Annotated in this window: 20 protein-coding genes, 3 tRNA genes and 1 riboswitch; of the genes, 13 read left to right on the plus strand and 10 right to left on the minus strand. The window is 71.6% G+C overall.

Annotation, left to right across the window (positions count from 1 at the left end):
- The first annotated feature begins 32 nt into the window (after window positions 1-32).
- The 5 genes from VYL96_RS01715 to VYL96_RS01735 all read left to right on the plus strand — a co-directional run bounded on the left by VYL96_RS01715 (window position 33) and on the right by VYL96_RS01735 (window position 5240).
- A complete protein-coding gene (locus tag VYL96_RS01715) occupies window positions 33-1400 on the plus strand; it encodes a polysaccharide pyruvyl transferase family protein (protein WP_109148463.1) in 1368 nt (455 codons plus the stop codon).
- A 103-nt stretch (window positions 1401-1503) separates the two neighbouring features.
- Complete coding sequence (locus VYL96_RS01720; protein ID WP_061229486.1) at window positions 1504-2862, plus strand: TrkH family potassium uptake protein; 1359 nt, start codon at window positions 1504-1506, stop codon at window positions 2860-2862.
- A 19-nt stretch (window positions 2863-2881) separates the two neighbouring features.
- Window positions 2882-3520 carry a potassium channel family protein gene (locus VYL96_RS01725; RefSeq protein ID WP_061229485.1) on the plus strand — a complete coding sequence of 213 codons (639 nt, stop codon included), beginning with the start codon at window positions 2882-2884 and terminating at the stop codon, window positions 3518-3520.
- A 141-nt stretch (window positions 3521-3661) separates the two neighbouring features.
- Window positions 3662-4642: an NAD(P)H-dependent flavin oxidoreductase gene (locus VYL96_RS01730; protein WP_061229484.1), complete on the plus strand. Its 981-nt coding sequence runs from the start codon at window positions 3662-3664 to the stop codon at window positions 4640-4642.
- 4 nt (window positions 4643-4646) lie between these two features.
- Window positions 4647-5240, plus strand: a complete 594-nt coding sequence (locus VYL96_RS01735; protein WP_061229483.1) for a PadR family transcriptional regulator — start codon at window positions 4647-4649, stop codon at window positions 5238-5240.
- Here the strand turns inward: VYL96_RS01735 and VYL96_RS01740 are convergent.
- Together VYL96_RS01740 and VYL96_RS01745 are read right to left on the minus strand one after the other, a co-directional pair.
- Entirely contained in the window at window positions 5198-6475 is a 1278-nt protein-coding gene (locus tag VYL96_RS01740) for an LLM class flavin-dependent oxidoreductase (protein WP_061917619.1), read from the minus strand. The genes VYL96_RS01735 and VYL96_RS01740 overlap by 43 nt on opposite strands.
- A riboswitch (TPP riboswitch) is annotated at window positions 6465-6564 on the minus strand. (Overlaps the previous gene by 11 nt.)
- A 6-nt stretch (window positions 6565-6570) precedes the next feature.
- Window positions 6571-7617 (minus strand): NAD(P)H-quinone oxidoreductase, encoded by a 1047-nt coding sequence (locus VYL96_RS01745; RefSeq protein ID WP_061917616.1) that lies wholly within the window; start codon window positions 7615-7617, stop codon window positions 6571-6573.
- Window positions 7618-7733: 116 nt separating this feature from the next.
- Between VYL96_RS01745 and VYL96_RS01750 the strand changes: the two genes are divergently transcribed.
- Window positions 7734-7819: transfer RNA gene (locus tag VYL96_RS01750), tRNA-Ser, on the plus strand.
- A gap of 27 nt (window positions 7820-7846) precedes the next feature.
- Here VYL96_RS01750 and VYL96_RS01755 read toward each other — a convergent pair.
- The 3 genes from VYL96_RS01755 to VYL96_RS01765 all read right to left on the minus strand — a co-directional run bounded on the left by VYL96_RS01755 (window position 7847) and on the right by VYL96_RS01765 (window position 11923).
- Window positions 7847-8773 carry an alpha/beta hydrolase family protein gene (locus tag VYL96_RS01755; protein WP_083961735.1) on the minus strand — a complete coding sequence of 309 codons (927 nt, stop codon included), beginning with the start codon at window positions 8771-8773 and terminating at the stop codon, window positions 7847-7849.
- A gap of 221 nt (window positions 8774-8994) precedes the next feature.
- On the minus strand, window positions 8995-10740 hold the full coding sequence (locus VYL96_RS01760) for a bifunctional metallophosphatase/5'-nucleotidase (RefSeq protein WP_232303201.1): 1746 nt from the start codon (window positions 10738-10740) through the stop codon (window positions 8995-8997).
- A 118-nt stretch (window positions 10741-10858) separates the two neighbouring features.
- Window positions 10859-11923 carry a histidinol-phosphate transaminase gene (locus VYL96_RS01765; RefSeq protein ID WP_007633350.1) on the minus strand — a complete coding sequence of 355 codons (1065 nt, stop codon included), beginning with the start codon at window positions 11921-11923 and terminating at the stop codon, window positions 10859-10861.
- A gap of 104 nt (window positions 11924-12027) precedes the next feature.
- On the opposite strand from VYL96_RS01765, the gene VYL96_RS01770 reads away from it, so the two are divergent.
- Window positions 12028-12119 (plus strand) — tRNA-Ser (locus VYL96_RS01770).
- 52 nt (window positions 12120-12171) lie between these two features.
- A tRNA-Arg gene (locus VYL96_RS01775) sits at window positions 12172-12244 on the plus strand.
- A gap of 82 nt (window positions 12245-12326) precedes the next feature.
- Here VYL96_RS01775 and VYL96_RS01780 read toward each other — a convergent pair.
- Together VYL96_RS01780 and VYL96_RS01785 are read right to left on the minus strand one after the other, a co-directional pair.
- Complete coding sequence (locus VYL96_RS01780) at window positions 12327-13313, minus strand: HAAS signaling domain-containing protein (protein WP_061229477.1); 987 nt, start codon at window positions 13311-13313, stop codon at window positions 12327-12329.
- A complete protein-coding gene (locus VYL96_RS01785; protein WP_007633348.1) occupies window positions 13313-13657 on the minus strand; it encodes a PadR family transcriptional regulator in 345 nt (114 codons plus the stop codon). The genes VYL96_RS01780 and VYL96_RS01785 overlap by 1 nt, the downstream gene beginning before the upstream one ends.
- Before the next feature lie 331 nt (window positions 13658-13988).
- Here VYL96_RS01785 and VYL96_RS01790 point away from each other — a divergent pair, with 331 nt between their 5' ends.
- From VYL96_RS01790 to VYL96_RS01800, 3 genes are all read left to right on the plus strand, one after another.
- Window positions 13989-15482 carry an HNH endonuclease signature motif containing protein gene (locus tag VYL96_RS01790; protein ID WP_407935078.1) on the plus strand — a complete coding sequence of 498 codons (1494 nt, stop codon included), beginning with the start codon at window positions 13989-13991 and terminating at the stop codon, window positions 15480-15482.
- Window positions 15483-15613: 131 nt separating this feature from the next.
- Window positions 15614-16534 carry a DMT family transporter gene (locus VYL96_RS01795; RefSeq protein ID WP_131886201.1) on the plus strand — a complete coding sequence of 307 codons (921 nt, stop codon included), beginning with the start codon at window positions 15614-15616 and terminating at the stop codon, window positions 16532-16534.
- A gap of 58 nt (window positions 16535-16592) precedes the next feature.
- Complete coding sequence (locus VYL96_RS01800) at window positions 16593-18536, plus strand: DUF2339 domain-containing protein (protein ID WP_131886202.1); 1944 nt, start codon at window positions 16593-16595, stop codon at window positions 18534-18536.
- Here VYL96_RS01800 and VYL96_RS01805 read toward each other — a convergent pair.
- Window positions 18491-18952: a hypothetical protein gene (locus VYL96_RS01805; protein WP_061229920.1), complete on the minus strand. Its 462-nt coding sequence runs from the start codon at window positions 18950-18952 to the stop codon at window positions 18491-18493. The genes VYL96_RS01800 and VYL96_RS01805 overlap by 46 nt on opposite strands.
- Before the next feature lie 183 nt (window positions 18953-19135).
- Here VYL96_RS01805 and VYL96_RS01810 point away from each other — a divergent pair, with 183 nt between their 5' ends.
- A complete protein-coding gene (locus VYL96_RS01810) occupies window positions 19136-21589 on the plus strand; it encodes a glycoside hydrolase family 65 protein (RefSeq protein WP_131886203.1) in 2454 nt (817 codons plus the stop codon).
- On the opposite strand, the gene VYL96_RS01815 is transcribed toward VYL96_RS01810, so the two are convergent.
- Window positions 21576-22115, minus strand: a complete 540-nt coding sequence (locus VYL96_RS01815) for a PGPGW domain-containing protein (RefSeq protein WP_131886204.1) — start codon at window positions 22113-22115, stop codon at window positions 21576-21578. The two genes, VYL96_RS01810 and VYL96_RS01815, sit on opposite strands and share 14 nt — an antisense overlap.
- A gap of 45 nt (window positions 22116-22160) precedes the next feature.
- The gene (locus VYL96_RS01820; RefSeq protein ID WP_131886205.1) at window positions 22161-22790 is read right to left on the minus strand and encodes a hypothetical protein; all 630 of its coding nucleotides are present in this window, start codon (window positions 22788-22790) and stop codon (window positions 22161-22163) included.
- A gap of 147 nt (window positions 22791-22937) precedes the next feature.
- Here VYL96_RS01820 and VYL96_RS01825 point away from each other — a divergent pair, with 147 nt between their 5' ends.
- A complete protein-coding gene (locus tag VYL96_RS01825; protein ID WP_207913585.1) occupies window positions 22938-24248 on the plus strand; it encodes a cytochrome P450 in 1311 nt (436 codons plus the stop codon).
- The last annotated feature ends 36 nt before the right edge of the window (window positions 24249-24284 follow it).

The raw sequence follows: 24284 nt of genomic DNA on the forward strand, positions 1-24284 counted from the left end.
GGGCCCCACGGGGGTGCGGCAGGGTTGACGTCATGACGCCGACTCGCCGAGCCGCGCCCGCCGCCCGCCTGAGACGACGGGCCCGACGCCGGCTCGACGCCGTGCGCGCCACCGCGGACGCGCGGTGGGGCCGGCCGCGGGAGGGCCACCGGCCCGTGTACCTCGTCGCTCCGGCCGGCCACCCCAACCACGGCGACGAGCAGCTGTTGGCGGGGTGGCTGCGCTACCTGCGGCACGCACTGCCGGGGACGCCCGTCGTGGTGGACTGCCACACGCCCGGCCAGGTGGCGGTCCTGCACCATTCCGAGCACCCGGACGTGCTCTTCACCGACACCCTGTGGCGCCTGGCCTCCGAGCACACCGGCGCCGACGAGGCGATCGGGTTCTGCCGCGCCGCGATGGGCGACCCCGGGCTGCGTCCGGCGCTGGCCACGGGAATCGACCTGCTACGCAGCGCGTCTGTGGTCCACCTCATCGGCGGCGGCTTCGTCAACGACCTGTGGCCGCATCACCTGGGCGTGGTCGCGGCGGCGGGGGAGGCCGGCCGGGCGGCGGGCGCGCGCGTGGTGGCCACCGGTCAGGGGTTCGTGCCGTGCGGGGACGCCGGACGGTTGGCGGGGGCGTTGCGCGACTACGACCTGGTCACCGTCCGTGACGCCGACTCGTTCGAGCTCCTCGCGGGCACGGGGGTGCCGGTCCGCCACGTGGCCGACGACGGCTGGCTCGCCCTGTCGGCGGCGGGTGTCGTCGAGGCCGGCGACCACCCCGTCTACTCGCCCGACCCGGACGCGTGCCGCGACCTGGTGCTCTGCGCCCAGTCCGACCTGGTGGAGCCGGAGGTCCTCGCCGCCACCGTCGCGCGGATCCTCGCCGCGTGGGCGGTGCCGGGCGAGCGGATCACCGTCGTCGAGTCGATCCCCGGTGGGGACCGGGTGGTGTGGGACAGGGTGTGTGCGCGCGCCGCGGCCGCGTCCGGTGCCGACGGTGGACGGGGCGGAGACAGCGACGACGACGAGGTGGGCCGCGCCCTGGCTGACCTGCGGTTGGCCCGTGCGCGTTTCGTACCGTTCCAGGAACTGTGGGCTACGGGTCTGCCCGCCCGGCCTGGGCAAGTCTGGCTGACCACCCGTTTCCATCCGCATCTCTTCGCGGCGGCCCGCGGGGCCTCCGGGGTGGCATTGCGGTCGGGGTCGGCCTACTACGACGTCAAGCACGGGTCGCTGCTCGCCGCCGGGTCGCGGTGGAGTTCTGTGGCGGCGGACGAGGACCCGCGCTCCGTCGTCTCCGGGGTGCCCGCGGCGGGTGGCGTCGATCCGGCCGCCGTCGCCGCGCTCGTGGAGGGCGCGGAGCGGTTGGCGCAGGAGATCTACGCGGGGGTCGTGGGCCGCACGCTGCGGTGATACGCAGGCGGATCACCGGGCGCGAACACCTACTGTTCATCGGGGGCGCCGAGGTCTACTGTCTGACCTCGTGACTGCGTATGGGCGGGTGTCACCGTCTGTGATGCGGCGGTGGGCGGGCTGGGCGACGTTGAGTCCGGTCCGGGTCGTCGCCCTGAGTTTCGCTGCGGCGATCGCGGTGGGGACCGGGTTGCTGCTGCTGCCCGCGGCGGTGGCGTCCGGCGGCGCCACCAGTGTGACCGCAGCGCTGTTCACGGCGACGTCGGCGATGTGCTTGACCGGGTTGATCGTGGTGGACACCCCTGTGCACTGGTCGGGATTCGGTCAGGCGGTCATTCTGGGGCTGATCCAGGTCGGTGGCCTGGGGATCATGACCATGGCCTCGTTGGTGGGGCTGATGTTGGCGCACCGGATCGGACTCAAGGCACGGTTGAACACCGCCGCCGAGGCCCGGGCGGCCGAACTCGGCGACGTGCGGGGCGTGGTCGTGGGCGTGGTCCGGATGAGTCTGCTGATCGAGGCGGTCACCGCGGCGGCGCTGGCGATTCGTTTCGCGGTCGGGTACGACGAGCCGGTGCTGCGGTCGCTGTGGCTGGGCGTGTTCCATTCGGTCTCGGCGTTCAACAACGCCGGGTTCGCGCTGTACAGCGACAACGTGATCGGCTTCGCCACCGATCCGTGGATCTGTGTGCCGTTGATGGTGGCCGTGATCCTGGGCGGGTTGGGCTTCCCGGTCCTGTTCGAGGTGGGGCGGCGCATCCGTCGGTCCGGGTCGGCGGCCAGGGAGCACCCGCGGTGGAGCCTGCACACCCGGCTGACCGTGCACGTCACGGTGATCCTGCTGCTGGCGGGGTTCGCGGCGGTCCTGGCGCTGGAGTGGACCCGCACGCTGCAATCGTTCGGTTTCGCCGACAAGGTCCTGGTGGCCGCGTTCCAGGGGACGATGCCCAGAACCGCCGGCTTCAACAGCGTCGACTACGCGCAGATGGACGATGCCACCCTGCTCGTGACCGACGTGTTGATGTTCATCGGAGGCGGCAGCGGAGGCACTGCGGGCGGGATCAAGGTGACGACCTTCGCACTTCTGCTGTTCGTCATGGTCGCCGAGGTGCGGGGCGAGAAGACGGTCACGATCTTCGACCGTCGTGTGGACACCCGCGTCCAGCGCCAGGCGTTGGCCGTGGCCCTCATCGGTATCGGATTGGTGACGGTCTCGACCATCGTGCTCCTGGCGGGGACGCCGTTCGGGCTTAATGAACTGCTGTTCGAGGTCACCTCCGCGTTCGCCACGGTGGGGCTGTCCACCGGCATCACCGCGCAGCTTCCCGAGTGGGGTCAGTGGATACTGATCGGACTGATGTACCTGGGCCGGATCGGCCCGATCACCATGGTCAGTGCCCTGGCCGCTCGCCAGCGCGGACGACGGTACGACCTTCCCGCAGAAAGGCCTCTCATTGGCTAGGAAATCAGCGCCGGACGCCGTGGCAGTGCTCGGTCTGGGTCGGTTCGGCAAGTCGCTCGCTCTGGAGTTGATGTCCCAGGGCGCGGAGGTGTTGGGCGTCGACGCGAGCGATGCGGTCGTGCAGAAGATCGCCAACCGCCTCACGCACGCGGTGGTGGCCGACACCACGGACGAGGAGTCCCTACGTCAGTTGTCGGTGCACGAGTTCGATCGCGCGGTGGTGGGGATCGGCTCCGACCTCGAGGCCAGCCTGCTGACCGCCTCGGCCCTGATCAATATGGGCGTGGCGAACGTGTGGGCCAAGGCGATCAGCAACTCTCACGCCAAGATTCTCACGCAGATCGGTGTGCATCATGTCGTGCGGCCGGAACACGACATGGGCAAGCGGGTGGCCCACCTGGTCCGCGGCCGGATGATCGACTACATCGAGTTCGATGACGGATTCGCCATGGTCAAGACGACCGCCCCCGCGTTCGCGACGGGTCGCAGTCTCGGTGCGACCTCGATCCGCACGGACCACGGCGTGACCGTGGTGGCGATCAAGCGTCCCGGGGAGGGCTTCACCTACGCCGCCGCCGACACGATCCTGCACCCGGGGGACACCATCATCGTCTCCGGAAAGGTGCGCGACACCGAACGCTTCGCGGAGCTGTCCTAGACCGCGATTCCCGTCCGTGAGGTGTGGGTTCTGTCGCTGACGCGAGGCGGACGTCTTTTGTGCAACTAGTTGCACAAAAGCCGGCGCGACCGTACGGTCGGGGGAGAAGTCTGCTCCGCCCCGCTCTCGAAAGGACTGCTCATGGCCCTTCCCTCCGTGCTCGCCGGCCCGCTCACCGTCCCGGTGGTCGCCTCGCCGATGTTCATCTACTCCGGCCCCGAGCTGGTGGCCGCGCAGTGTCAGGCGGGGGTGATCGGGTCGTTCCCGGCGCTCAACGCGCGGCCGCAGTCGGCGCTGGCCGAGTGGATCGAGCAGGTGCGGGAGAGCAACGAGGCGTTCGCCGCCGCGAATCCCGACCGGTACGTCGCCCCGTTCGCGGTCAACCAGATCGTCCATCGCTCCAATGATCGGCTCGAGCAGGACCTGGCCACCGTCGTCGAGCACGAGGTGCCGATCGTCATCACCTCCCTCGGTGCGCGCGAGGAGGTCAACGAGGCCGTCCATTCGTACGGCGGCATCGTCCTGCATGACGTGATCAACGACCGGTTCGCCCGCAAGGCCGTCGAGAAGGGCGCGGACGGGCTCGTCGCGGTGGCCGCCGGGGCCGGGGGCCACGCCGGCACGCAGTCCCCGTTCGCGCTGGTGCAGGAGATCCGCGAGTGGTTCGACGGGCCGCTGCTGCTGTCCGGGGCGATCGCCCACGGGCGGTCGATCCTCGCCGCGCAGGCGGCGGGCGCGGACCTCGCCTACGTCGGCTCCGCGTTCCTGGCGACGGAGGAATCGCGGGCCACGCCGGAGTATAAGCAGATGATCGTCGACAGTACGGCCGACGACATCGTCTACAGCAACCTGTTCACGGGCATCCACGGCAACTACCTGCGGGGCAGCATCGAGGCCGCCGGCCTGGACCCGGACAACCTACCGGAGTCGGACCCGTCGGCCATGGACTTCGGCTCCGGCGGGTCGAACGACTCCAAGGCGTGGCGCGACATCTGGGGCGCCGGACAGGGCGTGGGCGCCGTCCGCTCCACCGGCACCGTCCGCGACCTGGTCGACCGCCTGCGGGGCGAATACGACGAGGCGCTGGACGCCCTCACCGCCGGCGTCGGCGCGCTGCGCTGAGCCGATGTCGCTGAGGTTCGCGATCCTCACCTCGCTCACCGAGCGGGAGGGCAGCGGGATCGAACTCGCCCGACGCTTCGACAGGTCGATCGGGTACTTCTGGCCCGCCACCCACCAGCAGATCTACCGCGAACTCGACCGGCTGGCCTCGGCGGGCCTGATCCGGGAACTGCCACGGGACGGCCCGCCCCGGCGCGGACAACCCAGGCGGTTCGCGGTCACCGACGACGGCCGCCGATCGCTGGTCGAGTGGATCGGCGAGGACGACGCCCCGGACGTGACGCGGTCGACCCTCGCCGTCCGCGTCCGGGCCGCCGCCGCCACGGGCCGGACCGACGAGGTCCGTCGCGCCCTCGAGCACCACCGCGCCCGGCGGCAGGACAATCTCGAGCGGTACCGCGAAATCGAGAAGCGGGACTTCTCCGCCGTCGACCCGTCCGATCCGCGGGGCGTCCTCCAGCACCGCGTCCTCTCGCTGGGGATCGAGGAGGAGCGGGCCTGGCTGAGGTGGTGCGACGAGACGTTGGAGGCGCTGGACCGGCTGCCGCCGCCGGCTCACCGGGCGAGTAGCTCTCGGAGGGTCGACGCCCCGTCGTAGCTCGTCCGGAACAGTCCGCGGCGCTGCAGGACCGGGATCACGAGATCCACGAAATCCTCCAGACCGTCCGGGTAACTCGGAGGCATGAGGTTGAACCCGTCGGCCGCGCCCGCCCGGTACCAGCGCTCGATCTCGTCCGCGATCGATTCGGGCGTGCCGAGCATCGTGCAGTGCCCGCCGCCCGCCGCGAGGGTACCCAGCAGCTCACGCACGGTGGGCGAGTCCTTGCTGATGATCCGGAGGATGGTCTCGTAGCGGCCCTGCGGTCCCGCGAACTCGGCCAGCGGCGGCAACTCCGGAACAGGCGCGTCGAGCTCCCAGTCGGAGCAGTCCTGCCCGGTGAACATCGACAGCTGGGCCAACGACTCCTCGACCGGCAGCAGGGCGTCGAGCTCGGCCTTCTTCTGACGGGCTTCCGCCACAGTCGACCCGACATACGTCACCAGTCCGGGCATCACGACCAGCGAGTCCGCGTCCCTGCCCGCCGCCCGCGCCCGCCGCCTCAGGTCCGCGGCGTACGCCGACGCGGACTCGTCGTCGTACGCGACGGCGTAGATCCCCTCGGCGTGCCGCGCCGCCAGGTCCCGGCCCGGATCCGACGACCCGGCCTGGAACAGCACCGGCCGGCCCTGCGGCGACCGCGGCACGGTGAGTGGTCCGTCCACCAGGAAGTGCTCGCCCGCGTGGTGCACCGCCCGCACCTTCGCCGGATCGGCCCACAGTCCGCCACGGTCGAGGACCAGCGCGTCGGCGTCCCACGACTCCCACAGGGCGAGGGCGGCCTGCACGAACTCCTCGGCCCGCTCGTACCGCTCGGTGTGCCCCGGCAGGGCGGCCATCCCGTGGTTGCGCGCCTCCGCGTCGAACATGGAGGTCACCACGTTCCAGCCGACCCGTCCACCGCTGATGTGGTCGAGCGACGCCAGCATGCGGGCGGCGTGGAACGGTGTGAAGAACGTAGTGGACACGGTGCTCACCAACCCCACGTGCCGGGTCGCGCGCGCCATCGCCGACAGTGCGGTCAACGGCTCCAGGAACCACCACGAGCCGCTGGCGGGATCTCCGACGGAGTGGCCGTCGGCGAAGAACACCGCGTCGAGGCAGCCCCGCTCGGCCGTCCGGGCCAGCTCCTCCCAGTAGGCGATGTCGCCCAGTCGCTCCACCGGGGAGTCGGGTCGGCGCCATGCGGCCGAGTGGTGGCCGCATCCGAACAGGAACGCATTGATATGCAGCATGGGACATCCCTTCGCCGGCATTACCCGGAGCAGGTTCGACGGGTCTCATCTCAGCCGCCCCCTTCTGGGCGGCACCCCGTGTCGTGACCCCGAGACTAGACCCCGTCGACGGTCAGCAGGATCTTCCCGTGCGATTCCCCGGACTCCAGCAGGGCCAGCGCCTCGGCCGCCCGCTCCAGGGGGATCTCGCGCGAGACCCTCGTGGTGACATCGCCGGCGGCGATCATCGGCCACACGTGATCCACGACCTCCTGGCAGATGCCGGTCTTCCCGCCGGGGCCGTCCACCGGCCGCGCCCGGAGGTTCGTGGCGAGGACGCCGGCCCTCCTGGGCAACAACATGCCCAGATTGAGCTCCCCCTTGACCCCGCCCTGGAGTCCGATGACGACCACGCGACCGTCCGGCGCCAGGGACGCGATGTTCGGCTCGAGGTACTTCGCGCCCATCACGTCGAGGATCAGGTCGACGCCTCTGCCCCTCTCGTCGTCGTCGGTCCATTCCCCGACCCGTTCGACGAAGTCCTCGTCCCGGTAGTCGATCACCAGCTCGGCGCCCAACTCGCGGCACATCGCCACCTTCTCCGGCCCGCCGGCCGTGGTGGCGACCCGGGCGCCGAGCACGCGGCACACCTGGATCGCGTGGGAGCCGATGCCACCCGCGCCGCCGTGGATCAGCACCCGCGGTGCGCCCAGCTCGGTCCCGCCCCAGTGCGCGTCCGCCGCGAGGACGCCCCGACCGAGCCCGCCCGTCATCGCCAGGTTGGACCACACCGTGCACGCCACCTCGGGAAGCGACGCCGCCTCGTGCAGCGAGACACCCTCCGGAACGGGCATGACCTGGCCCGCCGGGACGGCGACCCTCTCGGCGTACCCACCGCCGGCCAGCAGGGCGCACACCTCGTCGCCGACCGCCGGGCCCTCCACGCCCTCGCCGACCGCCGAGATGCGTCCGGAGCACTCCAGGCCCGGGATCTCCGAGGCGCCGGGCGGCGGCGGGTAAAGCCCCTTGGTCTGCAGGAGGTCGGCACGGTTGACGGCCGACGCCGCCACGTCGATGATCACCTCACCCGCGGCCGGGACCGGATCGGCGACCTCGGTCAGATACAGGGAGTCGGGACCGTTGTCGTACGCGATGGCCTTCATACCCTCGACCGTAGCCGGGCTGGGTGAGGGCGGGTGAGGTGAACTAGCATGGGCGACGTCGTACAGCCGGTTCCACGTGGAACGGGTGTGGCCGCGCGTGTCGTGGCCGGCGGCGGGGAAGTGTGGCAGAGCGGCCGAATGCACTCGCCTTGAAAGCGAGCGTGCCTGAACAGCACCGGGGGTTCAAATCCCTCCACTTCCGCAAGGGGCCCGGTTCTCGATTGCCGGGTCAGGCGGTGGTCTCGCGCAGATCGGACGCCGAGACGTAGCGGATGATCTCGAGGATCCGCGTGTAGGAGCGGGACTTGCCCGACACGATCGAGGTGTGGTCCTCGTCCTCGAACATGACGACCTTGGCCCTGCCGCCCCGGCGATCGACCTCGTCGACGTAGCGCTGGGAGTTCTCCGGCGCCACGGTCGCGTCCTGCCTGCCGTGCAGGGCGATCACCGGGGTGCCCGTGTCGATGTTCTGGATGGGATCCACCGATGTGTATCGGCTCGACACCTCGTCGGGTGTGCCCCCGAGCAGGGTGACGATCCTGTCATCCCCGTGGGTGGCCCCGTAGGTCATGTCCAGTGGCCCGGCGATCGAGATGGCGCGGGTGGGGCGGAAGCTCGGCTTGGAGCCCACCTCCCCGTCCTCGAGCCGATGTCGGGTCGCCGCCCAGACGGCGAGTTGTGCGCCGCTGCTGTGGCCCACCACCACCTCGTCGTCGGTCGTGATCTGCGGGAACCTTCTGTCGACCTCGGTGACGTGGTCGAGCGCGTCGGCCACGTCGCGGAAGGTGACGGGCCAGCCGCCGCCCGACCCGATGTGCCGGTACTCGACGTTGTAGACCGCCATCCCGCGGCTGGCGAGATCGCGGGCCAGGTGATCGAACGAGCCCGCCCCGCTCTCCTTGTGCCAGGACCCGCCGTGGATGAGCACGGCAAGAGGGATGGAGTCGACCTTCTGGTCACCTGCCGGTAGGTAGAGGTCGGCCCAGTTGTGCTCCGGGTCGGGGGCGGGATAGCGGGTGGGATACTCGAAGCGCTGTACCGTCACCTCGTCCAGCCGGACGGGACCCGCGTACGTCGGTTCGACCGCAGGGGCCGCGCTCGTCGCCATGCATCCCGCGAGGAACATCGAGCCGACCGTCAGGGCCGCGCCGAGCACGGCCGGCCGTCTGTATCTGCTCGGATCTCGCCCTGACATGGCGCCCACTTCCTCAGGAGTAAATAAGGCTGTAATCCCTTTTTCTCCATGGGGGCACGTCAGCGAAGCGCGGACGTGTGGCCGACGGTGCGGAGAGTGAAACCCATCTTACAAATATGTGGAGCGATTCGGCGTAGTGGGTGTCCCCGGCTTCCTCCGCGCCCGGGTACGCGGATCTGCTGTCAGTCGATCACGCGGACGCGGCCGGGCTCGGGCGCCCGCAACGGGCCCGCATCGGTCGCGTAGCGGATCACCGCGTCGAGATCGGTCAGGCCGGCCTCTCGGCGGTCCCCGCGCTCGGCCAACACCGAGCCGCCCCACTCCGGGGAGGAGAGGAACTCGCTCACCACGACGGTGTACTCCCGCCGGGGATCGATCGGCTCGTCGTCGACCTCTATCTCCGTCACCCGGTCGCCCGCGGGCCGCCCGGCGTCGACGGTGTAGCGCACGTTGGCCGACACCGCGGGGCCGTTGCGGCCGATGTCGTCGGCGAAGTGGTTGAAGGCGGCGCGGAGTTCCCCGCCGGTGACGGTGACCAGGTACAGGCGGTCGCCGTACGGCTGCACGGTGTGCAGGGTGGCGTAGTCGAGCGGGCCCGCGGGCAGATCGGTGCGCAGCGAGTCGGGGTTGGACACGGCGAGCTGCGCGCCCCGGCCGCGGGTGGCGGAGAGCTGCGCATCGGCGATGAGGTCGGCCAGCGGGGACTCCCCGTCGGCGTTCATGGCGCGGCTGATCGTCTCGTCGGCGGTGCCGATGACCTCGCGGGCCTCGGGCGCCGCGGCGGCCTGTGCCTGGCGGACGAGTTCCTCGGTCCCGGGGTCGGGCTCGATATCCAGGTTGACCGTCTGGTTGAACGCCGAGGTCTGCGGGCGGACCACGTCTCCGGTGGCGGTGTCGACGGCGAGGTCGACGACCGTGACCGACCGGCCGTGGGACGCCGGCGCCACGACGATCCGCTCGTCGTTCTCCGAGTCGAAGACGCGGCACGTGGCCGGGCCCCCGGAGGCGCCGACGATGAGGGCGTCGACGGTCGGGTTGAGGTCCTCGACCAGTTCGAGGTCGGTGAGGGCCTCGGGGCACGAGCCGGGGTCGAGGTTGCCGTGGGCCGTATCGGACTGGACCAGGGCGACGATCGTCTCGACGCCGAGGAACCGCAGCGACTCGACGGTCTCATCGATCGCCCGGAACGGGTCCGCCAGGCGGGTCGTGGTCTCGGGGACGGACTCGGACGGCGCGGTGACCGCCACGACCCCCACCCGGACGTCGCCGACGCGGTGGATGGCGAACGGGAACGTCGGGGCCGCGTCGTGCGACGGGATCACGTTGGAGGCCAGGAACGGGAAGGCCGCACCGCGGAAGGGCGGCAGGGGCGGGTCGACCCGACAGTCCTCCTCCGTGAGGCAACCCGGCTTGACCAGTGAGCGGACGTGGTCGGCGCCCTTCTCCAGCTCGCGCCGGCCGATGCCGGCCCCGTCCACGCCGAGCCGGTTGAAGAACTCGACGGTCGGACGGTCGCCCAGGAGCCCGGCCTCGGTCGCGGTCCCACCGATCGAGTCGCCAGTGGCGAGCAACAGCGTGTTCTCGGCCTGGGCGCGGAGCTTGCCGATCGTGGCGGCGAGGTGGGGACCGCCGCCGGCCGGTCGGACGTTACCGGAGCCGTCCCGCAGTTCGCCCTGGAAGCCGACGGGGCGGGAGAGCGCGCCGGAGAACTCGCCGATCCCGAGGATCCGCACGGTCGTGGTCTCGGCGGCCGGGCTCCACGGACGCCCGGTCTCGCTGGTCCGGGCGTCGGCACCCGGCACGGCGACCAGCGCGGACACGAGGGGCGCGAGGGCGAGGGGGATCAGTGCCCGGCGGGCGGGGCGTCGGGATGTGGGCGTGGGCGGGGCTGCGGGACTCGCCTCACGGCGGGGACCTCGCAGCTGCACACCGACTCCTGGGGGATCGTGACCCACGGCTCTCGCGGGACGGGCGCGACGACCGGGACGTCGCGTCCAAACCCGACCCATCGTGCCGCCGCGAGGTCACGGGACCCCGCCGGAAGCATCACATTCTGGTCACGAATTTGCGGGCGGCCGCGAGGAACCGGTCGTTCTCGTCCGGGTCGCCGATCGTCACCCGCACCCCGTCGCCGGCGAAGCACCGAGTGACGACGCGGTGGTCGCGGCAGTGGGCGTCGAAGTCGGACGCGGCCTCCGCGAGCGGGAGCCAGACGAAGTTGGCCTGGGTGTCCGGGACCGCGTGGCCCATGTCGAGCAGCGCGTCGCGCACCCGCGAACGCTCGGCGACGACCGCGTCGGTGCGCGCCCGCAGTTCGTCCCCGGCCTCCAGGCAGGCGATCGCCGCGGACTGGGCCAGCGAACTCACGGAGAACGGCACGACCATCTTCGCCACCGGCACCACCAGGTCGACGGGCCCGACGAGGTAGCCGACGCGCAGGCCGGCGAGCCCGTACGCCTTGGAGAAGGTGCGCAAGGAGACCACATTGCGACGGGCCATCACCTCCGCGACACCGTCCACCTTGTCGTCGTCGTCGCCCCTCACGTACTCCACATAGGCCTCGTCCAGCGCCACCGTGACCCGCTCGGGGACACGGTCCAGGAACGCGCGCAGTTCCGCGCGCGGAACGGCCGGCCCCGTGGGGTTGTTGGGGGTGCAGACGAAGATCAGGCGGGTCCGGTCGGTGACGGCCCCCGCGATCGCGTCGAGGTTCAGCGACCCGTCGGCGCGGTTCGGGATCGACACGGGCACGGCGTGGGCGATGCGGGAGATGATCGGGTACGCCTCGAAGGAGCGCCAGCCGAAGATCACCTCGTCGCCCGGGGCGCACACCGCCTGGACCAGCTGCTGGCACAGGGCCACCGAGCCGCAGCCGGCGGTGACGTTCTCGGCGCCCACGTCCAGGAAGTCCGCCAGGCGCTCGACGAGTGCGCGGGAGGTGATGTCCGGGTACCGGTTGGCCGCCGCCGCAGCGTCGGCGATCGCCGCGGCCACGCTCGGCAGCGGGCCGGCGGTGGTCTCGTTGGACGCGAGCTTCACGGCGCCGGGCACGGACGCACCGGGCACGTAGGCGGGGATCGCGTCGAGGTCACTGCGCACGTCAGGGGACATGCCTACAGAGTAGGACCAGCGGTTCTCGGGCCGGTGTCCGGCCGTTTTGCGAACCGGCGGGACGTGTGTGTACTGTAAATCCTCGTTGGCTCGCAGAGCCTCCAGGAGGCGTGCCAGAGCGGCCGAATGGGACTCACTGCTAATGAGTTGTCCTCCTAAAAGGGGACCGGAGGTTCAAATCCTCTCGCCTCCGCCATGCCGGAAGCCCGGGAGACCGGACTTCTGGCACGACAGAAGAATATGAATATGCGCCCGTAGCTCAATGGATAGAGCACTTGACTACGGATCAAGAGGTTAGGGGTTCGAGTCCCTTCGGGCGCACAAGTGCAGGAGACCCCGCCACCGGCAGAGATGCAGGAGGCGGGGTCTTCTCGTCGGCGGTGGGGGACGGCCCGGGCCGGCGTCACTCGTTCACAGAGTGGCGCCGGAACGTCCGCACGGTCTCGACCTGGTCCCACACCACGATCACCCAGACGGCCGCGACCAGCCCCCAGCGGATGGCGGTGGCCGGGCCGCCGTCGCCGTCCGCGGGGAGGAGATCCGGGTGCAGCACGGTCTGCTGGCTCAGGACGAGGGCGGTGAGGAAGACGCCGAACACGATGTCGGTGGCCATCTCGAGCGCGAGGCGGCCGCGCGACCGTCCCGGCCGCGCCAGGCGCCACACCTGGATGAGCGCGAGCGCGCCGATCAGGACCAGGTAGCTCACGACCCAGCCGGTCGGGATGCCCGGGTTGATCAGCGGCTCGCCCCCGTTGAGGTGGCCGATGTAGAGGAACGTCGACGGGATGAACGGCACGCCGGCCAGGAGCGCCAGCATCACGAGCGAGACGATCGCGTCGGCACGCGTGTCGGTTCCGCTGCCCGGGCGGTCGAGGTCGTCCGGATCCCAGGTCGGCGTCCGCGAGAGCGCGTTGCGTGCGCCCTCCGGGGTGGTTCGCTCGATGATCACCACCACGAGTGTCCACGCCGCGAAGGTCCAGAGGAGGGCGGCGGACGCGGAGGTGATGAGCTGGGCGATGAGGTCGCCGAGCTGGGGGACAGGCGTGGTGGAGACGTAGAGGATGCCGCCGGCCACCGCGGCGATCGTGCCGACGACGGGCACAAGCCACCGCAGAACGCGAGACCACACGGGGTAGACGTCGGGCCCGACGAGGTACTGACGCACGCCCGAATACCGGCGCGCGAGCTGCGCGGGGTCGCCCAGGCGACGCAGGACCGTGTGCTCGGCGGTGGCGGTATCGATCCGGCCGTCGGGGCCGGTGTCGGCGTCGAGTTCGGCGGCGATCATGTCGTCGATGGTCGCGGCGATCTCCTCCGAGATGTCGCCGCGCTGGCCCTCGGGGAGGTGGCGGACCACCTCGGCGATGTAGCGATCGGTGAGTCGGGGCATCACGCATCCGCCTTCCGCAGATCGTCGTAACCGGCGCCCAGCGCCAGCCATTCGGTGTGCAGCCGCTCGGCGGTCTCGGCGCCGAGGGCGGTGGTCTCGTAGTACTTGCGGGGCCGGGGGTCGTCGGTGCGCCAGGTCGACGTGAGCAGGCCCTGGCCCTCCAGGCGGCGCAGCAGCGGGTACAGGGTGTTGGCCTCGGTGACGATGCCGACGTCGGCCAGCGTGGTCAGCAGTCCGTATCCGTACTTGGGCGTCCGGCACGCGATGAGGCTCGCCAGCACCACGGATCCCCGCCGGATCTCCTGGAGGTGGGTGCCCTGTACTGCGTCTACCTCGTCGTCCATGTCTCACACCATAGTGTGCGACGCACACTATGTAAATGGTGCACACCGTGGCCGCCGTGCGGCGCCACCTGGGTGCGGGGCTGCGTCGCCTCCCCAGGGGAATATGACGGGGGCGACGACAAGGTCATCGCTCGCCTACGTGCGCAACTGCGCGGAGCGCGCGCGGATCAGTTGCATTCGAACTCTTGTGCGCTCGGCGTGATGCCGGTATGATCGAACTATAGTTCGACATTGGTGGTCATTGTTCGGTGTGGCGCTCGGCGGGGGGGTGGGGTTGGTGACGACGGCGAGGACGTTGTTCGCGGTCCCTGAGGGTCTGGGCGCGTTGGACATGGCGGCGGTCAGTGAGGCGGCTCGCGCGGCGACGCTGGCGCAGAACCGAGCTGGTGCGACGCGGTTGGAGGCCGCGTATGTGCTGGTCGCGCAGTTCACCCGCGCGGCGCAGACCGAGGACGAGCAGCGCCGCGGGGGGTCGCGTCGGCCGGGGTATGCGCGGTTGGCGCCTGCGGCGCGGGCGCGTGATCATCTGGTGGCGGCGTGTCAGTTGACGTGTTGGCATGCCGAGCGGCTGGTCACCGCGGGCGTGCAGATCCATACCCGCCTGTCCCGCCTTGCGTCGGTGGTGGCGCGGGGGGTGATGCCGGAGCAGATGGCGATCGATATCGCGTGCCGTCTGGCCGAGGTGCCCGATGCGATCGTGTCCGACGTGGAGGACGAGCTCCTGGCCCGGTTCACCGGCGATCTCGAGGGTGGGGACCGGCCGAGCCGGTCGGCGGTGGATGCGGCGATCGACGAGGCGGTGGAGCGGTGCGATCCGGCCGGGGCGGCCGAGGCGGCCGAGGCGGCCGCGCAGACCCGCCGGGTCCGGTTCCGCGGTGGGCGTGACGGGATGGCCACGATGTGGGCCAAACTCACCGCCGCTGATGCGGAGTTGCTGCGCCGGCGGATCGAGACCGATGCTGCGGTGGCGGCCGCGGACGGGTTGGACCGGCCGATCGATCAGTTGCGCGCGGACGCTCTGGCCGCGCTGGCGGTGTACCCGCCCGACACCGCCGCCGGCGATACCGCCACCACCGGCGCGGCCGCGACCGGCACCGCCGACGCTGCGGCTGCGGCGGCGGCGGCCGAGGAGTGCGGGATCGAGCTCGGACAGGTGCGGGTCGGGGCGGATCTGCCGCGTCCGTCGCTCGGTAACGCCGCGAATGCCGGACAGGCGATCCGGATCAGTGTGATCGCCTCGGCGGTGCGGGGTCTGCCGAACCGGGTGGAGTTCGTCCACGGCACGTACAGCAGTTTCGAGTGGTTGTGCACGGAGTTGCTGGAGGGCGATGAGGCCAGTGTGCGGTTCGAGCTCATCGACCCCGCCCCCGGCGCGCTGGACAGCCCCGAGCACGCGCTGCGGTACATGATCACCCCGGCGATGGCCGAGCGGATCCGGCTGCGCGACGGCACCTGCCGCCATCCGGGCTGTTCGGTGCCAGCCAAGGACTGTGACGTGGATCATGTGATCGCGTTCAACAAGCGTGATCCGGAACTGGGCGGGCCGACCCTGGAGTGGAATCTGGTGTGCTTGTGCCGCAAGCATCATCGGGAGAAGACGTTCGGCACCAACACCTACCGGACCGGGCCGCTGGGTGAGTTGATCATCTGCACCGACACCGGGCATGAGCACCGCACCAGACCCAAAGGCCCCCTGGCCCGGGCCCGCGACGCCATCGCCGAACGCGAGTGGGAGGCCTTCGCCGACCGCATCATCGCCGACGACGGCACCCTCATCAACCCACCAGGCCACCCCAGACACGGCCCCCACACCCGCCCCGCCTGAAACCCCGCGGCGCTTTCGGGCGACCGTCGGTGCCGAGCGCCCGCTGCTGCGCGAATCCGGCGTGGGCGCGTGAGGGGGTGGTGCCGCCCGGGTCGACGACGGCGAGGGCGGCTGCTCCATAAGGTGTGACGATGCCCGAGTCTGCGCGTCAGGCGCTCCGCCGGAACGGCGGCCATCTGGCGTCGGTGGCGCTCGTGCTCATGTGGAGCTCCGGCTACGTCGGCGCAGAGCTCGGCACCCGCGCCGGCGGCACACCGCTGCAGCTGCTGGCCTGGCGGTTCTCGATCCTCGGCGTGCTGCTGGTGAGCGTCTGCCTCGTGCTGCGGGTGCGACTGGACAACCGTACGGCGTGGGCCCGGCAGGCCGTCCTCGGGCTGTTCAGCCAGGCCGTGTTCCTGTTCATGATCTTCGAGGGGGTCGCGCGCGGCGTAGACGGCGGCACCGCGGCACTCATCGCCGCCCTCCAGCCGCTGCTCGTGGCCACCGTCGCCGGTCGCGTGCTCGGCGAACGCACAACGGCCGGCATGTGGATCGGTATGGCCCTCGGACTGGCGGGCGTGGTGGTGGTCGTCTCCGGCGGCCTGGACGCGGGGACCGCACCGTGGTGGGCGTACCTGTTCCCGGCCGCGGGCATGCTCAGCCTGGCCACGGGCACGGTCCTCACCCAGCGCCTGCGCCCCACCGAGACACTGCTGCAGTCCATCACCATGCAGTCCGTCGTCGCGGGTGTGGTCCTGATGGTCGCGGCGGTGCTGACCGGTCAGGCGGCGCCCGAGGCCGAGCTCGACTTCTGGGCGGCAGTGGCCTGGCTGGTATTCCTGTCCACGCTGTGCGGATACGTCCTCTTCGTCTTCGTCACCCGCACTCGCGGCGCCACCGTGGCCAGCGTCCTGCTGTACCTCACTCCGCCCACGACCATGGTCTGGGTGTGGCTCATGTTCGGTGTCCCGATCACCCTCCCGGCGGTGGTGGGGATGGCCGTCAGTGCCGTCGGCGTGATCCTCGTACTACGGTCGCGTCCGGCACCGGCGGCTCAGCGCGCACGGCGGTAGCGCCCGGGCCCGGGCCTGACATATGGACGCCGGGGCCGGGGCGGGAGATGATTCTGAGGTGAACCCCGAGCAGCCTGACCTGCAGCGCGCCCTCGCCGACCTCGACGCCCGCCTCGGGCGCATCACCGCGGAGGTCGCGGAGGTCCGGGCCGGGCTGATCGCGCTCGGTCGGCACGCCGGTCCCGCTCAGGCCGCGCAGGCGGCCCGGCCCGGGTCGCCCTGGCAGCCGCCCGGACCGCCAGCGCCCGAACCGCCAGCGCACGGGGTGCGCCCGGGCCGACCGTGGCAGTCGCCGGCGCGCGAGCACGCATGGCAGCCGCCGCCGCAGCCTCGGCCGACAGGCCCGCCGCAGCCGCCGCAGCCGCCGCAGCCGCCGCAGACGTGGGCACCGCCAGCCGAGGCGCGTCCGCGGCGGGCGCCGCGGATCACCGCCGCCACCGTCATCGCGGCGATCGGCGGGTCGGTCATGCTCGCCGGCATCGCCTTCCTGCTGGTGGTCGCCATCCAGGCCGGCCTCTTCCCGCCGATCGCGCGGGTCATCGCCGCCGCCGCGCTCGCGGTGGTCCTCGTCGCGCTAGGCCTACGACTTCAGGCGCGCCACGAGCCGACGGCCGGGACCCCGGTCAACCCCGGCGCGCTCGCGCTCGTCGGAACCGGACTCGCCGCCGCGATGCTCGACATCATCGCCGCGACCACCCTCTACCTGTGGATCCCCGTCCCGGCCGCGTTCATGTTCGTCGGCGGACTCGCCCTCGGCGGCATGGCGCTGGCCCAACGGTGGGCCTCGGGGCTGCTGGCGTGCCTCGTGTCCGCGGGCACGATGCTGCTCGCGCCGTTCATCTCCACGGACGTCGAACTGCCGGTCTTCGTCGCGATCGTCGGCATCGCCACCGCCGCCCTCGCCGCCGACCTGGGGGTGGCCGTCCGCGTCGTGTGGTCCGTCCTCCCCGGCATCCTGCTGGCCGGATACCTCTCGCAGGCCGCCCTCCACTCCCGCGGCGAACAGATGGCGCTCATCGCGACCGCCCTCGTCTTCGCCGCCGTCGGAGCAGGGGTGGCCTGGTACGACTCACTCCGCCGGAGCCCCGCCGTCGAGAACGCGGCCCTCGTCGTCGTCCCCACCGCACTGCCCCTCGCCCTCCTGCCCGCCACATACCTCCTCCGGCCCGGCTGGCCCTACGGCCTGCTCCTCGCCGCGGCCTACCTGGTCGTCGCCGTCCTCGCCGGCCGCACCGGCGGCACGGACCGCGCCGGCGGCACGGACCGCGACCGTCACGCCACGCACCTGTCCGCGGTGACCGGCATCGTCGGCAGCGCGCTACTCCTGCTCACCTGGGTCGAGCTGGGCGGGCGCGAGATGACCGGCTTCGCCCTCACCCTCAGCGCGCTGGCGTACGTCGCGGCGGCCGGGCTGTGGGGCCGCAGGTGGCTGCACTGGGTGGCCGGAGCCGCGTCCGTACTCGCCCTGCTCGTGTACCTGGGCGTCAACGAACCGCACCTCGCGCTCAGCGAACGGCTCGCGGTGCGCGAGTTCAGCTACTGGGACGTCGTCTCCGCGCTCGCCGTCACCGCTCTCGCGATCGCCGTGACCTGCTGGGCGCGGCGCCGGCTGCCCCGCGAGGCCGGGCGCGTGACGATGGTCGGCGCGGTCGTCGCCCTGGCCACCTTCTCGGTGATGATCGTCGCCGCCGGCGTGACGATCGGCGACCTCACCGGCGCGGCGCGCACCGGGTTCCTCGCCGCGCACCTCGTGGTGACCGTGCTGTGGATCTGCTGCGCGGCGTGGTTGGTCCTCACCCCGAGCCCCCGCATCGCCGACGCCCGCCGGCTCGGGTTCGTCCTGGGCGCGCTCGCGCTGGCGAAGCTCCTCCTGCTGGACCTCGCCACGCTGCCGGGCCTGTTCCGCGTCCTGTCGTTCATCGCGGTCGGCGCGGTGATGCTCGCGGTGGCCGTGCGCTACCGCAAGGAGACCGACCCGTCGGGCAGCGGCTCGCCCACGTAGATGTGGAAGGCCCGCGGCTCGGCGCCGGACATCAGCACCTGCACCTCCGGGTGATCGACCTCGTCGGGATCGTCCGACGGCTGGCTCCACACGACCTCTCCCGCGTCGGTCAGCTCGCGCAGCGCCATCCGCGTGGCGCGCACCCACCGCACACGCTTGAGCGCCGGCTCGTCCCGGAGCAGGTCGTCCGCCAGTCCCTCCCGGTCGCGCAGATCGACCATCAGGCGCTCACCGTCCGGGCACTCGTACGCCATGCAGACCTGGTCGACCAGAACGGCCAGTGGCCACGAGGGCGCCGAGCCGAGCAGATCGACGATGATCATCCGTGCGTCCTCCACCTGACAGGCCGTCGGCGTGGTGAGGATCTGCATGCGGTCGGCGACGTCCTCGGTGATCTCGATGAGCTGAACGGTCATGGTGCACTCCCGTGTCCGACGAGACGGTCGACAAGGGGGTTCGCGGCGCGGCCCGAACCGTCCCGACTGTGACCTAGATCATAGCCCATCGGCGTAGCCGGCGGGTCTCGGCGGGATGACGATCTCGAGAACAGGCCCGCCGACCGCGCCCGCCGACGGCTCGGGTGTGGTTGTGTCACTGATGTGACCATCTCGCACACCGGCCTTGTGGACACCGCCAGCGGCACCGCCGGTGACACCGACGCCGCCTTCACCCTCGCCTACGACGGCGTCGATCCCCGGGACGAGGGCCTGCGCGAAACCCTCACCTCGACCGGCAACGGGTACATGGCCACCCGCGGCGCGGCCGAGTGGGAGGAGGCCGACGACGTCCATTACCCCGGCACCTACGTCCACGGCCTCTACAACCGCGCGACCACCCTGCTCGGCGGTGTCCCGGTCCACAACGAGGACCTGGTCAACCTGCCCAACTGGCTGCCGCTGAAACTCCGCGTCGGCGGCGCGGAGGTCCTGCGCCTCGCGGACGTGGAGATCCTCGACTACCGGCACCGGCTCGACCTCCGCGCCGCGGTGCTCACCCGGCACCTGCGCTTCCGCGACCGCGAGGGGCGCGAGACCGAACTGGTCAGCCGCCGGTTCACCTCCATGGCGTCGATGCACCACGCCTACCTCGAGTGGACCCTCACCCCGCTCAACTGGTCCGGGCCCGCCGAGGTCGTCAGCGCGATCGACGGGCGCGTCACCAACGACGGCGTGCCCCGCTACCGCGACCTCGAGGGGACCCACCTCCACCCCGTCGGGGCCGAGTTCCCGGAGCCGGAGGTGATGGCGCTCAAGACCCGGACCCGCCAGTCCGAGGTCACGGTCAGCGTCGCCGCCCGGACCCGGGTTCTCGCCGCCGGCCGGCCGGTCGAGGTGCCCCGCACCGACTTCCGCACCCCCGACCACGTCCAACAGACGCTGCACCTGGACCTCGAGCGCGGGGTGCCGGTGACCGTGGAGAAGTCGGTGGCGCTGTTCACCTCGCGCGACCCCGCGACGGGCGACACGCTCGTGCGGGCGCACCGCTCGGTGGCCAGGTCGAGGTCGTTCGAGTCCGCCCTCGCGCACCACCGCGAGTCGTGGGACCGGCTGTGGCAGGCGTGCGACGTGCAGGTGTTCGGCGACGACGAGGCTCAGCACCTCCTGCGTGTCCACATCAGCCACATCCTGCAGACGTGTTCGCCCAACACCGCCGATCTCGACGCCGGCGTCCCCGCCCGAGGGATCAACGGCGAGGCCTACCGCGGCCACGTGTTCTGGGACGAGTTGTTCGTCCTGCCGTTCCTCACGTACCGGTTGCCGGGCGTCACCCGCAGCCTGCTCATGTACCGCTACCGTCGTCTGGCGGAGGCGCGCGCCGCCGCCCGGGCCGCCGGCCGCGCCGGCTTCATGTTCCCGTGGCAGAGCGGATCGCTCGGCACCGAGGAGACCCAGGAGGTCCACCTCAACCCGATGTCGGGGAAGTGGGACGTCGACCTGTCCCACAACCAGCGGCACGTCAGCGCCGCGATCTTCTACAACGTCTGGCAGTACATCACCACCACCGAGGACACGATGTTCCTCGAGTCCCAGGGCGCGGAGCTGATGCTCGGCATCGCGCGGTTCTGGGCCTCCGTCGCCCACTACTCGTCCGACCGGGAGCGCTACGAGATCCACGGCGTGATGGGCCCGGACGAGTACCACGAGAAGTACCCGGGCGCCGCCGAGGGGGGCCTCCGCAACAACGCCTACACCAACGTCTTCGTGGCGTGGATCTGCGACATCGCCGCACACCTGCTCGACCTGCTGCCCGCACCGCGCGCGGACGCCGTCCGCGCCCGGCTCGAGCTCCGCGACGAGGAGATCGAGCGATGGAAGGACATGAGCCGCCGGATGTTCGTGCCGTTCCACGACGGGATCATCAGCCAGTTCGAGGGCTACGCCGACCTCGAGGAACTGGACTGGGACGCCTACCGCGCGAAGTACGGCGACATCCAGCGCCTCGACCGGATCCTCAAGGCCGAGGGCGACACACCGGACCGCTACAAGCTGGCCAAGCAGGCCGACGCGGTGATGCTGTTCTTCCTGTTCGGTGACGACGAGCTGCGCCGCATCTTCACCCGGCTCGGTTACGAGTTCCCCGAGGATGCCGCCCGCCGCACGATCGAGTACTACGACCAGCGGACCTCGCACGGGTCGACCCTGTCGTACATCACCCACGCCGGAGTCCTCGCCCGCTTCGACCCCGACTCCTCGTGGGAGCGGTTCACGGTGGCGCTGCGCAGCGACGTGGGCGACATCCAGGGCGGCACCACCCGGGAGGGCATCCACATGGGGGTCATGGCGGGCACGGTCGACCTCGTGCAGCGCTTCTACGCCGGCATGCGCGCCGAGGGCGGGATGCTCCACCTGGAGCCGAACCTGCCGGGCGCGATCGACGGTGTCTCGTTCACGGTGATCCACCTGCGGTCCCCGCTCACCGTGACGGTGACGCGCGACGAGGTGGTGATCCGGCACCGCGACGGCGTGATCGACGCAACGCCGGTCCGCGTCCGCGTGGCGGGGGAGGAGCGGCTGGTCGCGGTCGGTGCGGAGGAACGGTTCAGCCTGGCGTGACCTCGGCGCGGGCGTGGCGTCGCGCGGCCCGCGCCCGGCGACGTTCCTCGCGACGCTGACGGTCGTGGACCACCTCGGCCTCGTGGTCGTACGGGCTGCCCCGGAACCGCCGGAAGGCGTAGACGAGCAGCGCCAGCGCCACGAGCCCCGAGAAGATGAGGGTGCCGCCGGTGCCCCACCCGCCGACCAGCCACAGCTCCGGCGAGAGCGGCCACCATCCCGGCACCGCGGACCCGATGCCCCAGAAGAGCCCCAGCCCGATCAGCCAGGCCACGCCGAGCAGCGAGCCCGCGATCCTGGGCCACGACTGGACCCCGCGGGAGGCGCCCTCCATGGCGAGCCGCTTGATCGTGAGGAGCCGCCGGTCGAACCATTCGTACTGTCTCGAGAGCACGACGGTCCCGGCGAAGAGCATGAGCAGTCCGGGGCCGGGCAGGAACAGCGCGGCGACGCCCAGTGCGACGAGCGTCCAGCCGAGCACCTCCAGGCCGAGGCGCCTCGCCGCGACGTAGCCGAGTCTTCTCACCGGACCATCGTGACAGAAATCGGGAGCGTGGTAGGGGGCGCGGGGTCAGGCGGGGACCGTGGACCGGTACTCGTCGGCGGCGCGGGCCCCGGCCTCGAGGTCGACCTCGGGCCAGCCGTCGGGGGTGTGGAGCACCGCGGCGAGGTGCGCGGCGGTGAGCCCGGCGCCGGCGTCCAGCAGCGCCTCGACGGCGTCCGGGTCGGGGTCGTCGAGGAGCGTGGAGTCGGCGAGGTCGTCGATGATGTCGCGCAGCGCCGACCGCGTCACGGGGAACAGTTCGGGGTCGAAGCCGTCGTCGACGGGCTGGTCCAGCCGCCACCAGCGCGACCCGTCCCAGCCGTAGAGGAACCCCAGGTACGCCCCGCGGGACCGCGCGTGCTCGACTCCGCGGCGCCACCAGCCGGGTGCGTCGCCCACGAGGTCGGTGCCGGCCTCGCCGGCGCGCCCGCTGCCCTCGGTGAGGGAGAACTCGTGGTGCCAGCCGGCGAGGAGGGCGCGTCCGTCACCGGGTCGCAGGAGGGCCATCCACATGCCCTCCGCGCCGGCCCAGTGCAGGGCTGTGGCGGTGGGCGGATCGTGCTCGAATCCGACCGTCGCGCGGACCGCGGCGTCCACGGCGAGGAGGGCGGCGATGTCGTCGGGCGTCGAGTCCGTGTCCACCGGGAGCAGGGCCATGCGGCCCAGGTTAAACCCGATCGACGACGACGAGGTGACGATCACGGTGAACGTCAGGCGACCCGCGGGTGTCACAGGGGTGCACGGACACGCGGATCGTGGAGCGAACCCGCTGCGGCCGGCCCGGGCGGCTCGTACGGTGGACGCATGACCAGTGACGTCGCACACAGGCTCCCGCCGGGCCCGAGGGCACCCCGCCTCCTGCAGGCGGTTCTCGCGCTCGCCGTCCCTGCGGCCGTGTTCCCCGCGGCGGCCCGCCGGTACGGGGTGCCGTTCACGCTCGATCTCATGCCCCGGGGGCGGAAGGTCGTCGCGGTCTCCGAGCCCGCGCAGGTCAAGGACGTGTTCGCCGGCTCGCCGTCGGTCTTCCACGCCGGTAAGGGCAACGACCTGCTCCGTCCCCTCCTGGGCGACCACTCGCTCCTGCTGCAGGACGGGGACGAGCACGCCCGCGCGCGGCGACTGCTGGCGCCGGCGTTCGGGCGGCGCGAGATCGCCGGCTACCGCGAGCTCGTCGAGGAGGTGACCGCCGAGCAGCTGTCCCGGTGGCCGCGGTCGGGCCGGGTCCGCGCGCACGTCCTGCTCAACCAGCTCACGCTCGAGGTGATCCTGCGGGTCGTGTTCGGCGTGACCGACTCCGCGCGGCTGGACCGGATGCGGCCGATCGTCGCGCGCGCGGTCGACGCCGGGCCGGTCGTGATGATCGGGCTGGGGATCGGTCCGCTGCGCAGGCTGTGGCCGTGGAGCCGCGAGGTGCGCGACCTCGAGACCATCCACGAGTTCCTCGGCGAGGAGATCGAGACCGCCCGGCGCGACCCGGCGCTCGAGGAGCGGCGGGATCTCATGGCGCTGCTGGTGCGCGCCTCGGCCACCGACACGCAGGGGCTCTCGGACGCGGAGCTGCGCGACCAGCTCATGACCCTCGTCGCGGCCGGGCACGAGACCACGGCCACGGCCATGGCGTGGTCGATGCTCGAGCTGGCCCGCCATCCGCGGGTCCAGGAGCGCTGCGTCGCCGAGATCGCCGGGGACGGGTCGGAGTACCTCGACGCCGTGCTCAAGGAGGTCCTGCGACTGCACCCGGTCGTGCCCATGGTCATGCGGGAGCTGCAGGAGCCGGCCACGATCGGCGGGCACACCTACCCGCGGGGCGTGACCGTGTCGCCGTCGATCGTCCTGGCCCACCGCTCCCCGGGGACCTATCCGTCGCCCCTCGACTTCGACCCCGGGAGGTTCCTGGGCGAGGTGCCCACGCCCACGGAGTGGCTGCCGTTCGGTGGCGGGGCGCGCCGGTGCATCGGCGCGTCGTTCGCGATGATGGAGGGCGAGGTCATCCTCCGGCAGCTCCTCGAGAGGTACCGACTGGAGCCGGTCGGCAGCGGGCGGGAGTGGCCGCGGTCCCGCAACGTGACGCTGTACCCCTGGCGCCGGGCGCGCGTGGACCTGCGTCCGCGCTGAGGTGGCGGGGGATCCGGATGTGCGTTTTACTGAAGA

The sequence above is a fragment of the Dietzia maris genome (assembly GCF_036287335.1).
Classification (GTDB): domain Bacteria; phylum Actinomycetota; class Actinomycetes; order Mycobacteriales; family Mycobacteriaceae; genus Dietzia; species Dietzia cinnamea.

Excerpts from the sequence above, each read along its gene's own strand:
- VYL96_RS01765 (WP_007633350.1), bottom strand. The coding sequence starts at position 11,923 with ATGTCCCCTGACGTGCGCAGTGACCTCGACGCGATCCCCGCCTACGTG.
- VYL96_RS01715 (WP_109148463.1), top strand. The coding sequence starts at position 33 with ATGACGCCGACTCGCCGAGCCGCGCCCGCCGCCCGCCTGAGACGACGG.
- VYL96_RS01805 (WP_061229920.1), bottom strand. The coding sequence starts at position 18,952 with ATGACCGTTCAGCTCATCGAGATCACCGAGGACGTCGCCGACCGCATG.
- VYL96_RS01785 (WP_007633348.1), bottom strand. The coding sequence starts at position 13,657 with ATGGACGACGAGGTAGACGCAGTACAGGGCACCCACCTCCAGGAGATC.
- VYL96_RS01780 (WP_061229477.1), bottom strand. The coding sequence starts at position 13,313 with ATGCCCCGACTCACCGATCGCTACATCGCCGAGGTGGTCCGCCACCTC.
- VYL96_RS01730 (WP_061229484.1), top strand. The coding sequence starts at position 3,662 with ATGGCCCTTCCCTCCGTGCTCGCCGGCCCGCTCACCGTCCCGGTGGTC.
- VYL96_RS01790 (WP_407935078.1), top strand. The coding sequence starts at position 13,989 with ATGGCGGCGGTCAGTGAGGCGGCTCGCGCGGCGACGCTGGCGCAGAAC.
- VYL96_RS01825 (WP_207913585.1), top strand. The coding sequence starts at position 22,938 with ATGACCAGTGACGTCGCACACAGGCTCCCGCCGGGCCCGAGGGCACCC.
- VYL96_RS01795 (WP_131886201.1), top strand. The coding sequence starts at position 15,614 with ATGCCCGAGTCTGCGCGTCAGGCGCTCCGCCGGAACGGCGGCCATCTG.
- VYL96_RS01740 (WP_061917619.1), bottom strand. The coding sequence starts at position 6,475 with ATGCTGCATATCAATGCGTTCCTGTTCGGATGCGGCCACCACTCGGCC.
- VYL96_RS01735 (WP_061229483.1), top strand. The coding sequence starts at position 4,647 with ATGTCGCTGAGGTTCGCGATCCTCACCTCGCTCACCGAGCGGGAGGGC.
- VYL96_RS01820 (WP_131886205.1), bottom strand. The coding sequence starts at position 22,790 with ATGGCCCTGCTCCCGGTGGACACGGACTCGACGCCCGACGACATCGCC.
- VYL96_RS01720 (WP_061229486.1), top strand. The coding sequence starts at position 1,504 with ATGCGGCGGTGGGCGGGCTGGGCGACGTTGAGTCCGGTCCGGGTCGTC.
- VYL96_RS01745 (WP_061917616.1), bottom strand. The coding sequence starts at position 7,617 with ATGAAGGCCATCGCGTACGACAACGGTCCCGACTCCCTGTATCTGACC.